General features: G+C 62.7%; 11 protein-coding genes. 7 read left to right on the top strand and 4 right to left on the bottom strand.

The features are described from left to right. Positions 1–73: 73 nt before the first annotated feature. Entirely contained in the window at positions 74–1126 is a 1053-nt protein-coding gene (locus QYE47_RS13135) for an ornithine cyclodeaminase (protein WP_070383970.1), read from the top strand. Between the two features lie 67 nt (positions 1127–1193). Here the strand turns inward: QYE47_RS13135 and QYE47_RS13130 are convergent, their stop codons facing one another. The 3 genes from QYE47_RS13130 to pobA all read right to left on the bottom strand — a co-directional run bounded on the left by QYE47_RS13130 (position 1194) and on the right by pobA (position 5248). Continuing rightward, complete coding sequence (locus QYE47_RS13130) at positions 1194–2075, bottom strand: LysR substrate-binding domain-containing protein (protein ID WP_014590738.1); 882 nt, start codon at positions 2073–2075, stop codon at positions 1194–1196. A gap of 44 nt (positions 2076–2119) precedes the next feature. Continuing rightward, on the bottom strand, positions 2120–3910 hold the full coding sequence (gene ggt / locus QYE47_RS13125; RefSeq protein ID WP_070383971.1) for a gamma-glutamyltransferase: 1791 nt from the start codon (positions 3908–3910) through the stop codon (positions 2120–2122). A gap of 150 nt (positions 3911–4060) precedes the next feature. Then, the gene (gene pobA / locus QYE47_RS13120; RefSeq protein ID WP_019436982.1) at positions 4061–5248 is read right to left on the bottom strand and encodes a 4-hydroxybenzoate 3-monooxygenase; all 1188 of its coding nucleotides are present in this window, start codon (positions 5246–5248) and stop codon (positions 4061–4063) included. 172 nt (positions 5249–5420) lie between these two features. Between pobA and QYE47_RS13115 the strand changes: the two genes are divergently transcribed. The 3 genes from QYE47_RS13115 (at position 5421) to QYE47_RS13105 (ending at position 7692) form a co-directional block, all read left to right on the top strand. After that, positions 5421–6299: a helix-turn-helix domain-containing protein gene (locus QYE47_RS13115; RefSeq protein WP_014590735.1), complete on the top strand. Its 879-nt coding sequence runs from the start codon at positions 5421–5423 to the stop codon at positions 6297–6299. A gap of 75 nt (positions 6300–6374) precedes the next feature. Further along, the gene (locus QYE47_RS13110) at positions 6375–6773 is read left to right on the top strand and encodes a MerR family DNA-binding transcriptional regulator (protein WP_003247847.1); all 399 of its coding nucleotides are present in this window, start codon (positions 6375–6377) and stop codon (positions 6771–6773) included. Between the two features lie 19 nt (positions 6774–6792). Beyond that, positions 6793–7692 carry a hydroxymethylglutaryl-CoA lyase gene (locus tag QYE47_RS13105; RefSeq protein WP_070383972.1) on the top strand — a complete coding sequence of 300 codons (900 nt, stop codon included), beginning with the start codon at positions 6793–6795 and terminating at the stop codon, positions 7690–7692. Between the two features lie 533 nt (positions 7693–8225). Here the strand turns inward: QYE47_RS13105 and QYE47_RS13100 are convergent. Further along, positions 8226–8744 carry an MgtC/SapB family protein gene (locus QYE47_RS13100; protein WP_014590733.1) on the bottom strand — a complete coding sequence of 173 codons (519 nt, stop codon included), beginning with the start codon at positions 8742–8744 and terminating at the stop codon, positions 8226–8228. Positions 8745–8913: 169 nt separating this feature from the next. On the opposite strand from QYE47_RS13100, the gene QYE47_RS13095 reads away from it, so the two are divergent. The 3 genes from QYE47_RS13095 (at position 8914) to mapR (ending at position 12138) form a co-directional block, all read left to right on the top strand. Further along, a complete protein-coding gene (locus QYE47_RS13095) occupies positions 8914–9153 on the top strand; it encodes a DUF3203 family protein (protein WP_014590732.1) in 240 nt (79 codons plus the stop codon). Positions 9154–9274: 121 nt separating this feature from the next. After that, the gene (ccoG, locus tag QYE47_RS13090) at positions 9275–10678 is read left to right on the top strand and encodes a cytochrome c oxidase accessory protein CcoG (RefSeq protein ID WP_070383973.1); all 1404 of its coding nucleotides are present in this window, start codon (positions 9275–9277) and stop codon (positions 10676–10678) included. Between the two features lie 50 nt (positions 10679–10728). Beyond that, on the top strand, positions 10729–12138 hold the full coding sequence (mapR, locus tag QYE47_RS13085; protein WP_003247831.1) for a GntR family transcriptional regulator MpaR: 1410 nt from the start codon (positions 10729–10731) through the stop codon (positions 12136–12138). Positions 12139–12159 lie beyond the last annotated feature (21 nt).

Here is a 12159-nt window from a genome sequence, read left to right as displayed (position 1 = left end):
CGGCTTCACTTCGATAATCCCAAGCGCTTACCCCGCACTGCTGGGCAAGCGCACAATAACAAGGTGCAAGAGCATGACGTATTTCATTGATGTTCCAACCATGTCGGACTTGGTGCATGACATTGGCGTAGCGCCGTTTATTGGCGAGCTTGCCGCTGCCCTGCGGGACGATTTCAAACGCTGGCAGGCGTTTGACAAGTCCGCGCGCGTTGCCAGCCACTCGGAGGTGGGCGTGATCGAACTGATGCCGGTCGCCGACAAAAGCCGCTATGCCTTCAAATACGTCAACGGCCACCCGGCCAATACTGCACGCAACCTGCATACGGTGATGGCCTTCGGTGTGCTGGCCGATGTCGACACCGGTTACCCGGTGCTGCTGTCCGAACTGACCATCGCCACCGCCCTGCGCACCGCAGCGACTTCGCTGATGGCAGCCCAGGCACTGGCCCGCCCGAACGCGCGCAAGATGGCGCTGATCGGCAACGGTGCGCAAAGTGAATTCCAGGCCCTGGCCTTCCACAAGCATCTGGGCATCGAAGAAATCGTCGCCTTCGACACCGACCCGCTGGCCACCGCAAAGCTTATCGCCAACCTCAAGGAATACAGCGGCTTGACCATCCGCCGGGCCAGCTCGGTAGCCGAAGCAGTGAAAGGCGTGGACATCATCACCACGGTGACGGCCGACAAGGCCTACGCCACCATCATTACCCCCGACATGCTGGAGCCCGGTATGCACCTGAACGCCGTGGGTGGTGACTGCCCAGGCAAGACCGAGCTGCACGCCGATGTGCTGCGCAACGCGCGGGTGTTCGTCGAGTACGAACCACAAACCCGTATCGAAGGTGAGATCCAGCAGCTGCCAGCGGACTTTCCGGTGGTCGACCTGTGGCGCGTACTCTGCGGAGAAACGGAGGGCCGCCAAAGCGACAGCCAGGTCACTGTGTTCGATTCGGTGGGCTTCGCCCTCGAAGACTACACTGTACTACAGTACGTACTACAGCAAGCCGAAAAGCGCGGGATGGGTGCCAGGATCGACCTGGTGCCGTGGGTTGAGGACGACCCGAAAGACCTGTTCAGCCACACCCGAGGCCGCGCTGGCAAAAGGCGCATCCGACGGGTTGCCTGACATTGAATCGGGTTGGACGAAAGTGTGTGGGCTTTGTTTCATGTGCAAGCGCATCGCCCACAGATCGTCAGATCCCACCGCCCGCCAGCAACTGCGTCATCACCTCAGCCAACGCCTTGACCATCACATCCGCCGTCGGCCGATGCACGATGACGATCTCATAGCTGTCGACCTCCGGCAGCCCTTGCCCGCCCCCCAGCACCCTGTGCTCGCCGGTGGCCGCCCTGGGTGGCAGCAGGCTGATACCCATGCCATCGGCGACCGCAGCCTGGATGCCACTGAGGCTGGAGCTGGTAAAGCTGATGCGCCAGCGCCGCCCCATGCCTTCGATGGCGTTGATCATGTCCTCGCGGTACAGGCCGCGCGGCGGAAAGGTGACCAATGGGATCGGGTCCAGCTCGAAGGCGGGCGTGCGCGCGCTGTCGATCCACTGCAGTCGCTCTGGCCAACAGGCCACGCCCTCACGGCTGTTGCGCCGCTGCTTGAGCAGCACCAGGTCAAGTTCGCCATTGTCGTAGGCCTGGCTCAGGTCACGGCACAAGCCACTGGTCACTTCGAGCTTCACCTGTGGGTGCAGCCGGCTGAATGCCGACAGCGCATTGGTGGTACGCCCGCCAACGAAGTCCTCGGGCACGCCAAGGCGTACCGTGGTGCCCACCATCGCCCCGGCCAGGGCTTCAAGCATCTGGTCGTTCAGGGCCAGCATGTGCCGGGCATAGCCGAGCAAGGTCTGCCCGGCGTCGGTCGGCAGCACGTCACGGTTGCCCCGCACCAGCAGGCGGTGGCCGACCATGTCTTCCAGGCGGCGCACCTTCTGGCTGATCGTCGACTGGGTCGAATGCAGCCGCGCGGCAGCGGTGGTAAAGCTGCCGCAGTCTGCCACCACGACAATGGCGCGCAGCAGGTCGAGGTCGAACAGAGCCCTATTCGATTTAACGCTGATAGACATCTTGGTATTCAACTACTGAATGGCAAGTCTGCGTTCTATCACGGCTAGTCACCGAGGGCCACTCCTTCCCGCCGAGGATCGGCACCGCCTGACCAACCCTCGCCGCTGCGCTGGATGATCTGCATGCCGCTGGTCATGGTCATCGGTGTCACCTCATGGCCCCAGGCTGCCAACTGGCGGATCAGCGCCGGGCTGCTCAGCCCTGCTTCCACTTCGGTGCCGGCATTGCGGCTGCCGAAGTTGGGCAGACCGGCGGCCTGCTGGGGGTCGAGCTGCCAATCCAGCAGGCCGACCAGTGCCTTGTTCACGTAACCGATGATCTGCGAACCACCCGGCGAACCGAGGCTCGCGACAAACTCGCCCGTGGCACGCGAGAACACCAATGTTGGCGCCATGGCCGACAGCGGCCGTTTGCCCGGCTGCACCCGATTGGCCACCGGCTTGCCGTGCTCGTGGGGGATGAACGAGAAGTCGGTCAGCTGATTGTTGAGCAGGAAGCCCTTGACCATCAGGTGCGAACCAAATGCGGCCTCCACCGAGGTGGTCATGGCCAGGGCCTGGCCGCTGTCATCCACCGCACTGAGGTGAGAGGTGGAGATGCGCAGTGGCGAGCGGTCGGGCGCAAGCGCCAGGTCCGCTCCTTGCGGCTGACCCGGGTGGACGCGCTTCATGCTGTGCTCGCCGATCAGCGCCGCGCGGCTGGCCAGATAAGCAGAATCGGTCAGGGCCTTGACCGGGACGGGCACGTAGTCGCTGTCGGCCAGGTACTGAGCGCGGTCGGCGTAGGCCAGGCGCTCGGCCTCGGCGATCAGGTGCACGGCCAACGGCGGGGCCTCCAGGCGGGCGGGGGACGAGGTGGCCAACGGTCGCAGCGCTGCCAGGTCGCGTTGCGGCGCGGTGCGCTGCACGGCTTCGAGCAGGCCCAAGGTCTGCAGCACGGTCACCCCACCCGAAGACGGTGGCGGCATGCCGCATATTTGCCAAGCCTTGTAGGGGCCGCACAACGGCTCGCGCTCCTTGGCCTGGTACTGCTGCAAGTCCTGCAACGACAGATACCCGGCATTGGCATGGCCACGCACCTTGGCGACGATGGCTTCGGCAATTTCACCGCTGTAGAACACCTCGGGCCCCTGAGCGGCGATCTGCTCCAAGGTATGTGCCAGCTCAGGGTTGCGCAGGATCGTACCCACGGCCAGCGGCCTACCCTGTTCATCCAGGAAGTAACGGGCCATTGCGGGTGAGCGGGCAATATAGGGGTCCCCGGCCAGTAGCGTGTGCAGGCGCTCGGAAACCGCGAAGCCGTTGCGTGCCAGGGCGATGGCCGGGGCGAACAGGGTGTGCCAGGGCAACTTGCCGTGCTGCTCGTGGGCCTGTTTCAGGGCACGCAGCACCCCGGGCACACCCACCGAACGCCCACCGATCTGCGCCACCCGGAACGGCATGGGTGTGCCATCGGCTTGCAGGAACAGTTTTTCCGTCACCGCCGCAGGTGCGGCCTCACGCCCGTCGAATGCCTGCACGCGCTTGCCATCCCAGTACAGGATGAACGCCCCGCCACCGATGCCACTGGACTGCGGCTCGACCAGTGTCAACACCATTTGCATGGCGATGGCGGCGTCAATCGCACTGCCGCCGGCACGCAACATCGCCCGCCCCGCTTCACTGGCCAACGGGTTGGCTGCGGCGACCATGTGCCGGCTGGCGGGCACCGGCTGCAAACCGCTGCGGTAGCCGGAGGCCAGTTCCGGTGGGGCGGGCAATACCTGGTCGGCACCGGCCCAGTTACTGGTAACCAGCAGGCACAGAGCGCCGATCAGCGGGGTGGGGTATTTCATCGTCATGCATCCTGCCATCACCTGTTCAGCGAAGCACTGTCGGTCATACGCAGTCTCGACTTCAAGCCTTGGTGTAATTACCGGCAAGCCATTCGCTGACCAATGCAGCCCTTGCTCTCTGCGTGAGTGCCAGGTTTGCGCAATGACAGATCAGGTCACTTCTTCGAACGGCAGCCCCACATAGTTCTCGGCAATGTTCGCCAGGCCCGCCGGCGAGGTCAGGAAGTACTCGCGGTCCGCTTCCTGCATCTTCTGGTCCCAGGCATCCTTGTGGCTTCCGAAGTCATGCAGCAGTTGGGTCATGAACCAGCTGAAGCGCTCGCCCTTCCACACGCGGCGCAGGGCCAGCGGCGAGTATTGCGCAAGCAGGTCGACGCGCCCTTCGTGGTACACCTTGACCAGAATGCGGTACAGGTAGTTGACGTCCGAGGCCGCCAGGTTAAGGCCTTTGGCACCGGTAGGGGGAACGATGTGCGCCGCGTCACCCACCAGGAACAGGTGACCATACTGCATGGGTTCGACCACCAGGCTACGCAGCGGCGCAATGCTTTTTTCCAACGCGGGGCCTGTGACCAGGTCCGCCGCCACCTCGGCGGGCAAACGGGCTTTCAGTTCGTCCCAGAAACGCTCGTCAGACCACTCCTCGACACGATCCTGCAAAGGTACCTGCAGGTAGTAGCGGCTGCGTGTTTGCGAGCGTTGGCTACACAGCGCGAAACCGCGCGCATGGTGGGCGTAGATCAGCTCGTGATTGACCGGCGGTGTGTCCGACAGCAGGCCCAGCCAGCCAAACGGGTAAACCCGCTCATACTGCTTCAGCACGCCCTCCGGAATGCTCTGCCGCGAGATGCCGTGGAAGCCGTCGCAGCCGGCGATATAGTCGCAGTCAACCCGCTGCACCCGGCCATCCTTTTCGAACGTCAGGTAGGGCTTCTCGCCTTTCAATTCATGCGGCTGAACGTTGGCGGCTGAATAAATGATCGGCGCACCACTGGCTTCGCGGGCCTGCATCAGGTCACGGGTGACTTCGGTCTGGCCGTAGACCATCACCGTCTTGCCACCGGTCAGCGCCTTGAGGTCCAGGCGTTGACGGCGCCCGCCAACCAGCAGCTCGACCCCCTCGTGCACCAGGCCTTCACGGTCCATGCGCTCGGCCACGCCGGCCTCGCGCAGCAGGTCGACCGTGCCTTGCTCCAGCACGCCGGCGCGGATGCGGCCTAGTACGTACTCGGCGGTCTGGCGTTCGACGATGATGTTATCGATACCGGCCTTGTGCAGCAGTTGGCCCAGCAGCAGGCCAGACGGACCTGCACCAATAATTGCAACCTGAGTTTTCATTGTTGTTGTCTCTGTTCGGACGATACCGGCCCAGGACTGGCAGCGGGGCGGCATCTACTGTTAGGGTTTGCCATTGCATTTTTACTGGCAGAAAACGCCGCTTAAGTGTGCTATTCCATAAAAAACCTGCACTTTTACGAAAAGCGTTCGATTAACGGACAGGTCAGCCCTGATGAAATCCACCCTCCCCGGCGTCCCGTTGTTCAAGCTGTATGGCGAAAATCAGGCCTGGCCCGGCACCGACCTGCTGCACTGCGAATCGATCCCGGCACGCAGCCGCCTGCATCACTGGGAGATCAAGCCGCACCAGCATGCCGAGCTGTTCCAGCTGCTGTATGTACAGCGTGGCCAGGCCCAGGTGGCGATCGAGGGGGTGCGCAGTGCCATCGGCGAAGCGGCGATCCAGGTCGTGCCACCGATGACCGTGCATGGCTTTCGCTTCAGCGCCGATATCCAGGGCTATGTCCTGACCTTTGGTACTGCCCTAGTAGCAAACCTGGAACAGCGGTTGGGCGCGCCACTGACGGTGCTGGCACAACCTGCGTGTTATCCGTTGGGCCCTGACCGCGTGCACCTGCGCAGCCTGGTCGACACCTTGCAGCGGGAGTACCAAGGCAACGCCCCGGCACGCGCAGCGATGCTGGAAGCGTTGGTGACCGCGCTGATGGTGTGGATCAGCCGCCGTCAGCAGCAAGGGCAGGCACCGCGTAACCGTGATGAACGTGACCGGCAGTTGCTGGGGCAATACTTGCGCTTGGTCGAAGCGCATTACCGCGAACATCTGTCGGTTGAAGACTTTGCCGCGCGGCTTAACGTTCCGAGCTTGCAACTGAACCAGCTGTGCCGGGCGCTGAGTGGCCAGACTGCGTTGCAGGTGGTGCACCAGCGGTTGTTGCTGGAGGCGCGGCGCAACCTGATCTACACGCGGATGAGCATCGGGCAGTTGTCGGATAGCCTGGGGTTTACCGACCCGACCTACTTCGCCCGGTGGTTCAAGCGCTTGAGTGGGCAAACGCCCAATGGGTATCGCAGATCAGGGTTGTCGGAATAATCCTTGGCGGCCTCTTCTTGACGTATACGTCAACCTGCCCTCAGGATATCCGCACACCCCACGCCGAGCCCGAGCATGAGCACTCAGACCTACAGCATCTCCGACCTGTCCCGCGAACTGGACATCACCACCCGCGCTATCCGCTTCTACGAAGAACAGGGCCTGCTCAGCCCTGAGCGTCGTGGCTTGGAACGTATCTACTCACCGCGCGACAAGGTCAGCCTGAAGCTCATCCTGCGCGGCAAGCGCATCGGCTTTTCCCTGGCCGAGTGCCGCGAGCTGATCGAACTGTACGACCCCACCAGCGGCAACCTCAAACAGCTCAACAGCATGCTGGCGAAGATCGCCGAGCGCCGCGCCCAGTTGGAGCAGCAGATGCTGGACATTCACCAGATGCAACTGGAACTGGACACCGCCCAGGAACGCTGCGAACAAGCCCTGGCCGCCACCCTGAACAACAAAGACAACCGCTGAACGCCACAGGAAACCCGCCATGTCCTTGCCCAAACACGTCCGCCTGGTCGAAGTCGGCCCCCGCGACGGCCTGCAGAACGAAGCCCAGCCCATCAGCGTCGCCGACAAGGTACGCCTGGTCAACGACCTCACCGAAGCGGGCCTGACCTATATAGAAGTGGGCAGTTTCGTGTCACCCAAGTGGGTGCCACAGATGGCCGGCTCTGCCGAGGTATTCGCCGGCATCCAGCAGCGCCCCGGCGTGACTTATGCCGCACTGGCGCCGAACCTGCGTGGCTTCGAGGACGCCCTGGCTGCCGGGGTGAAGGAAGTAGCGGTGTTCGCTGCAGCCTCCGAAGCGTTCTCGCAACGCAATATCAATTGCTCGATCAGCGAAAGCCTCAAGCGCTTCGAACCAATCATGGACGCTGCGCGCAGCCACGGCGTGCGCGTGCGCGGGTATGTGTCGTGTGTGCTTGGCTGCCCTTACGAGGGCAAGGTCAGCGCCGAGCAGGTGGCCCCGGTAGCCCGCGCCCTGCACGACATGGGCTGCTACGAGGTCTCGCTGGGTGACACCATCGGCACCGGTACCGCAGGCGACACCCGACGCCTGTTCGAGGTGGTGTCGGCCCAGGTACCGCGCGAGCAGTTGGCCGGACACTTCCATGACACTTACGGCCAGGCCTTGGCCAACGTCTATGCCAGCCTGCTCGAAGGCATCAGCGTATTCGACAGCTCGGTAGCCGGGCTGGGCGGCTGCCCTTACGCCAAGGGGGCTACTGGCAATATCGCCACCGAGGATGTTGTGTACCTGCTGCAGGGGCTCGGCATTGAAACCGGCATCGACCTGGGCCGGCTGATAGCCGCCGGCCAGCGCATCAGCGACGTGCTGGGCCGCGACAACGGGTCGCGGGTAGCACGGGCGTTCAGCGCACGATAGGTCACACGGGTGTCACATTGGTGTGGGTGAAGTGTTACCTCCCGCACATTTCACAGCAAAAAATCGGGTAACAGGGAAACAAATCGGCAGAATTTCAGGCTGGGTGGTGTCGACCAAAATTCTTAACTCATTGATTTTAAAGGGTTTTCAAAAGTTGGCACGCACCCTGCTATATCTCTGGTACAACAACAAAAAAAACGCGATACCCAATAAAAACAACAGGTAACGGCTCTGACATAACAAGAACAACACGGCAGAGGCGTAGCAAGCAGATTTTTTTGGAGTCGACACGCTTTTCAGGGGTTCGCCCCGCGGTCTGGCACAGAACAATAAAAACTACCTCAAGGTAGCGGCAGCCAGGTTCGGATCAGCAATGATGAAAGCAGGTCAGCGCTCAAAAAAATACGTTTGCTCTTGACCCCGCATGGGGGTCGCCCGCAACACCAGGACAAGCCGACAAAAACAACAATAGGCCGGTCCCAATAATAAAAAAAGAGCAGGCAACAACGCTTTGAGGGGAGCTTCGGCTCCCCTCAGTGCTTCCTGCCCTCTTCCTCCTTCTGCTTCTCCTCATCCTGCCCTTCGACCTTCTCCACCAGCAACGGCATCGTGCCCAGTACCAGCAGGGCCAGTACCGTGCTGATCAACGCCGTGGCTTCGCGCCCCATGCCAGCCGCCGTACCGATGGCAGCTGTCATCCATAGCCCGGCAGCGGTCGTCAGGCCCTTCACATGGCTGGTGTCCTGGCCGTTACCCTTCAGAATGGTACCCGCACCGAGAAAACCGATACCGGCAACGATGCCTTGGATCACCCGACTGAGTGCCTGTTCGTCGGACCCCGCCATACTGGGCGACAGAACGAACAGGGCGGCCCCCAGCGACACCAGCATATGGGTACGCACCCCGGCAGACTTGCCCTTGTGTTCGCGCTCGAAGCCCAGTACTGCGCCGAGCACAGCAGCCATCAGCAAGCGCACAAGGATTTGCGTGACCTCGCGCTCATCGGTGACATCGGCGAATTCCGCCTGGATTGCTTGCCAGATGACGTCCATCGCAGTTGTTTCCCTTGCTTGAGCTTTATGAATCCGCCTGCCACGTCGGCAGGCCTGCCCTATGCAAGGTTGACCGTCACACGTACTGCAAAGTGCCGCTCAGCTTGCTGATGCAGCAACTGGCCCCTGGCCGTGGTCCACCCTGTAATCACCCCGGGAGGCCCCCACCATGCCCATTGAAATCGACGAAACCACCCGCCGCTGCACGCTGATCGGTGAAGACCTGCGCATCGAGGGCGAAGGCCCGGACATCGAGATCATCACCGACGAGCAGTTGCGCATGTCGGTGGCCATACTGGCCGGCCAACGCGTGCCCATTACCGAAACCGAGGCCGATGCACTGACCGTGGCGGGTGCGGTGGATAGCCGCAGGCATCTGAAGGCCAGCGCGCCAGGCTCGGTGATATGAGGCCTGGCGGGGGCATGCGGCAAATCTGATATGGTTTTTATCGTAAAACCTGAACCTGTGCTGATAACAGCTTCAGCGCCATAGTGCTCATGCCTGATCGAGGCCTGATGAGCACCGAACCATGAACGATAGAATCCCTTTTACAGAGATCGCCACCGCCCCAGCCAGCATCCAAGCGCGACGCACCGACAGCGGCATCCATACTCGCAGCTTTACCGGGCTTTACCGTAACCTGCGCCTCGGCTTTGCCGGCGCCCTGTTCGTGCTGTTCTTCGGCACGGCCTGGCTGAACTGGAACGGCCGCCAGGCCGTACTGTGGGACCTGGGCAACAGCAAGTTCCACATCTTCGGCGCCACCTTCTGGCCACAGGATTTCATCCTGCTGTCGGCGCTGCTGATCATCTGTGCCTTTGGCCTGTTCGCCATCACCGTCTACGCCGGGCGCGTCTGGTGCGGTTACAGTTGCCCACAAAGTACCTGGACCTGGCTATTCATGTGGTGCGAAAAGGTTACCGAGGGGGACCGCAACCAGCGCATCAAGCTGGCCGCGGCGCCCTGGAGCCTGAACAAACTGGCCCGTCGCACGCTCAAGCACAGCCTGTGGTTGGCCATTGGCGTGCTCACGGGCCTGACCTTCGTCGGCTACTTCACCCCGATCCGGCCACTGGCCGCAGAATTGCTCACCTTGCAACTGGGCGGTGTGGCACTGTTCTGGGTGCTGTTCTTCACGGCCGCTACCTACATCAACGCCGGCCTGCTGCGTGAAGCGGTGTGCCTGCACATGTGCCCGTATGCGCGCTTCCAGAGCGTGATGTTCGACAAGGACACCCTGGCGGTCGCTTACGACCCGCGTCGTGGCGAGGCCCGTGGTCCGCGCAAGAAAGGCAGTGACGTCGGTGCCCAGGGACTGGGCAACTGCATCGATTGCACCCTGTGCGTGCAGGTGTGCCCCACCGGCATCGACATCCGTGATGGCTTGCAGATGGCTTGCATCGGCTGCGCCGCGTGCATCGACGCCTGTGATGGGGTAATGGACAAGATGGGTTACGCCCGCGGCCTGATTGGCTACAAGTCCGAGCACAGCCTGCAAGGCGGTACCACTCACTGGCTGCGCCCGCGCCTGTTGGGCTACGCTGCCGCTCTGCTGGTCATGATCGGGGCACTGGTGGTGGCCCTGCAGATGCGCCCGATGGTATCGCTGGATGTGATCAAGGACCGCGGCCTGTTCCGCGAAAACGCCCAAGGCCAGATCGAGAACATTTACCTGCTCAAGGTCATCAACAAGACCGAACGTACCCAGCACTATCAATTGCGCCTGCTGGACGCTGACGGTTTCTCCCTGCAGGGCAATAACGCACTGGTCATCCCTGCTGGCGAAATGAGCGAACTGCCGGTGTCGGTGGCGATGCTCGCCGAGCGCCCGACCAGCAGCTCGCAGACGCTGAGCTTTGAAATCAGCGAGCGAGACGACCCCGCTATCCGCAGCGTCGCGCACAGTCGCTTCGTCGCCCCCATGAACCGCTGATCCCTTACACTCACGCCACCGTGCCTGCCAGGCTTGGACAGAAGGCCAGAATGAAACGCTACGAACGCTTCGCCGATGACATTGCCGAACTGATCCGCTCCGGGGTGCTGGGCCCCGGCCAGCGCGTACCGTCCGTGCGCTACGCCAGCCAGACCCATGGGGTCAGCCCGTCCACCGTTTTCCAGGCCTATTACTTGCTGGAACGGCGCGGGCTGATCCGCGCCCGGCCGCGCTCCGGGTATTTCGTCAATGCCCACGTCCCGCGCCAGTTCAGCGAGCCGCAGGCGCTGCAGCCGGTGAGCGAGTCTACCGATGTCGACGTTAGCGCCTTGGTATTTTCGATCCTCGACTCGATCAAGGACCCCAACACCATTGCCTTCGGCTCAGCCTTTCCCAGCCCTGAGCTGTTCCCGCTGCAACGCCTGTCACGCTCACTGGCCAGTGCCAGCCGCAGCATGGACCCGCGCATGGTGGTGACCGATCTGTCCCCCGGCAACCCGCAGCTGCGCCGGCAGATCGCCCTGCGCTACATGGTCGGTGGGCTGATGCTGCCGATGGAAGAGCTGTTGATCACCAACGGCGCACTGGAGGCCCTGAACCTGTGCCTGCAGGCCGTGACCCAGCCGGGCGACCTGGTCGCCATCGAGGCCCCGGCTTTCTATGCCTGCCTGCAGGTGCTGGAGCGGCTCAAACTCAAGGCCGTGGAAATCCCCGTGCATCCGCGTGAGGGCATGGACCTGGGGGTGCTGGCGCAGACCCTGGAAAAGCACCCGGTAAAGGCCGTGTGGTGCATGACCAACTTCCAGAACCCGGTAGGTGCAAGCATGCCGGAGGCCAAGAAACAGGCCCTGGTGGAGTTGCTGGCGCGCCATCAGGTGCCGTTGATCGAAGACGACGTGTACGCCGAGCTGTACTACTCGCAACAGGCGCCCAAACCCGCCAAGGCCTTCGACACCCAGGGCCTGGTCATGCACTGCGGCTCGTTCGCCAAAAGCCTGGCACCGGGCTATCGCATTGGCTGGGTGGCCGCCGGGCGCTTTGCGCAGAAGATCGAGCGGTTGAAACTGATGACCTCACTTTGTGCCTCCATGCCGGCCCAGGCGGCCATCGCCGACTACCTGCAACACGGCGGCTACGACCGCCACCTGCGCAAGCTGCGCTACGCGCTGGAGGGCCAGCAAGCCAACATGCTGGCAGCCATCGCCCGCCACTTCCCGGCGCAGACACGGGTCAGCCAGCCCTCCGGCGGCTACTTCCTGTGGCTGGAACTGCCCGAGCAGATGGACGCCCTCAAGCTGTTCCACATGGCCCTGGCCCAAGGCATCAGCATCGCCCCTGGGCCAATCTTTTCGCCCACCCGACGCTTTGGCAATTGCATCCGCCTGAACTACGGCAGCCCCTGGCATGACGGCGCCGAACAGGCCATGGAAACCCTCGGGCGGATCATTCGCTCGTTCTGATAGCCGGGGGCCCGAGGGGCG

Source organism: Pseudomonas sp. 2,4-D (assembly GCF_030418155.1).
GTDB lineage: Bacteria > Pseudomonadota > Gammaproteobacteria > Pseudomonadales > Pseudomonadaceae > Aquipseudomonas > Aquipseudomonas alloputida.
Note: the sequence above shows the minus strand (reverse complement) of the source record. Positions and strands in the feature narration are given on the sequence as shown.

Coding starts and splice junctions, on each gene's coding strand:
- QYE47_RS13135 (WP_070383970.1), top strand. CDS start 74: ATGACGTATTTCATTGATGTTCCAACCATGTCGGACTTGGTGCATGAC.
- QYE47_RS13130 (WP_014590738.1), bottom strand. CDS start 2,075: ATGTCTATCAGCGTTAAATCGAATAGGGCTCTGTTCGACCTCGACCTG.
- ggt (WP_070383971.1), bottom strand. CDS start 3,910: ATGAAATACCCCACCCCGCTGATCGGCGCTCTGTGCCTGCTGGTTACC.
- pobA (WP_019436982.1), bottom strand. CDS start 5,248: ATGAAAACTCAGGTTGCAATTATTGGTGCAGGTCCGTCTGGCCTGCTG.
- QYE47_RS13115 (WP_014590735.1), top strand. CDS start 5,421: ATGAAATCCACCCTCCCCGGCGTCCCGTTGTTCAAGCTGTATGGCGAA.
- QYE47_RS13110 (WP_003247847.1), top strand. CDS start 6,375: ATGAGCACTCAGACCTACAGCATCTCCGACCTGTCCCGCGAACTGGAC.
- QYE47_RS13105 (WP_070383972.1), top strand. CDS start 6,793: ATGTCCTTGCCCAAACACGTCCGCCTGGTCGAAGTCGGCCCCCGCGAC.
- QYE47_RS13100 (WP_014590733.1), bottom strand. CDS start 8,744: ATGGACGTCATCTGGCAAGCAATCCAGGCGGAATTCGCCGATGTCACC.
- QYE47_RS13095 (WP_014590732.1), top strand. CDS start 8,914: ATGCCCATTGAAATCGACGAAACCACCCGCCGCTGCACGCTGATCGGT.
- ccoG (WP_070383973.1), top strand. CDS start 9,275: ATGAACGATAGAATCCCTTTTACAGAGATCGCCACCGCCCCAGCCAGC.
- mapR (WP_003247831.1), top strand. CDS start 10,729: ATGAAACGCTACGAACGCTTCGCCGATGACATTGCCGAACTGATCCGC.